Origin of the sequence: Streptomyces himastatinicus ATCC 53653, from assembly GCF_000158915.1 — a bacterium.
Taxonomy (GTDB): domain Bacteria; phylum Actinomycetota; class Actinomycetes; order Streptomycetales; family Streptomycetaceae; genus Streptomyces; species Streptomyces himastatinicus.
This window is the reverse complement of the sequence record NZ_GG657754.1, coordinates 1,861,030-1,862,745: the sequence shown is the minus strand read 5'-3', so window position 1 is coordinate 1,862,745 and position 1,716 is coordinate 1,861,030. Positions and strand designations below refer to the sequence as shown.

Genomic DNA, 1,716 nt, shown 5'->3' with positions numbered 1-1,716 from the left:
GGCGCGAAAACACTTGCGGGGGCGGTGCGTTGGACCGCCCCGCAAACCTTGGTGACGCCTCTAGCAAGCGCTTGCCGCGCGGCGTAAGGTCATCCGCCGACCGTAGTACGCCCCGCCATGCCGCACGCGCCGAGCTGAGGAGCCCCCATGAGACGCGCCGGTACCGCCTTACTGGCCGCCACCGCCTGCCTCGCCCTGCTGCCCGGCGCCCCCGCATGGGCCGGGGCCTCCGGCCACCGCCCCGGCCACGACCTCCGTAACTGCACCGGCACCGCCCCCATCACCTGCCACTTCGACGTCGCCCCGGGGACGTACGACGTCACGGCCGTCCTCGGCGGCGCGGACGCCGGAAGCACCGCCGTGACCGCCGAGTCGCGGCGCACGCTGCTGCCCGCGACACCCACCGCCGCCCGGCAACGGCTGACGAGGACCTTCACCGTCAATGTGCGCGAACCGGAAGGAGAGCCGACCGGGCCGAGCGGATCGCCCGGGCTCGACCTCTCCTTCGGCGGCGACGCGCCCCGTCTCGCCGATCTGCGGATCACCGCGAGCCGCCGTACGCAGCTCTTCGTCGCCGGGGACTCGACCGCCTGCGACCAGATCGCCGCCCCGTACACGGGCTGGGGGCAGCAGCTTCCGCAGTTCTTCCGCGGTGGTCTCTCGGTCGCCAACTACGCCGACTCCGGCGAGGGTTCCGGCTCCTTCCTCGCCGACCCCCGGCTCTTCCCCACCATGCGGCCACTGATCCGCAAGGGCGACACCGTCCTCATCCAGTTCGCGCACAACGACAAGCAGACGACCGCCGCCGACTACCGCGCCAACCTCACCGCGCTGCTCGACGGGGTACGGGCGCGCGGCGGCAAGCCCGTCCTCGTCACGCCCATCGTGCGCCGCTGGTTCAACGACGACGGCACCCTCGACAACGGCACCGCACTGCACATCAACGGCCTCGGCGTGAACCTGCCCGCCGAGATGCGGGCCCTCGCCGCCGAGCGGCACGTCCCCCTCGTCGACCTCACCGCCCTGACCCGGCAGTTGGTGGAACGTCTCGGCCCCGAGGACTCCAAAGCGCTGTACCTCTTTGACGAGGCCCGCGACAACACCCACACCTCCGCCCACGGCGCCACCGAGTTCGCCCGGCTCGTGCTCGGCGAGCTGCGTGCGCAAGCCCTGGTCCCCGGCGGGGTGATCCGGTGACCCACGCCCGGAGAAGTCACCCCCAGAGAAGCGACACCCAGAGAAGCCATACCCAGAGCAGCCGCACCCAGAGAAGTCACACCGACAGAAGCCACACCCAGAGGAGCCACCCGCAGGTGACCCACCCCTTCCCGCTGCCCACCGAGGACCGCGCCACCAGCCCGTACACCGGCTGGACCCGGGCCCACTGGGAGGCCGCCGCCGACGGGCTGCTCGCCGCCGTCACCCCGTACGCCACCCCGGGCCACGCCCTCTACCAGCTGCCGGGCCACCGGCCGAGCTGGTCGGGCGCCCGCTCCGACGGACTCGAAGGATTCGCCCGCACCTTCCTGCTCGCCGCGTTCCGCGTCGCGGGCGCGCGCGGCGCCGACCCCCACGGCCTGCTGGAGCGGTACGCGGACGGCTTCGCCACCGGCACCCTGCGGCCCGGCGGCGACGGCCCCGAGGACTGGCCCCGGATCGCCGACCGCAGCCAGCCGCTGGTCGAATCCGCCTCGATCGCGCTCGGGCTGCGGATCA

At 73.3% G+C, this 1,716-nt stretch carries 2 protein-coding genes; both read left to right on the top strand.

The window, feature by feature from the left end; genetic code table 11:
• The first annotated feature begins 147 nt into the window (after nucleotides 1-147).
• Nucleotides 148-1,197, top strand: a complete 1,050-nt coding sequence (locus SSOG_RS07125; protein WP_039936786.1) for a rhamnogalacturonan acetylesterase — start codon at nucleotides 148-150, stop codon at nucleotides 1,195-1,197.
• 116 nt (nucleotides 1,198-1,313) lie between these two features.
• Nucleotides 1,314-1,716 (top strand): DUF2264 domain-containing protein (locus SSOG_RS07120; protein WP_039936784.1); only part of this gene is annotated, 403 nt, incomplete at its 3' end.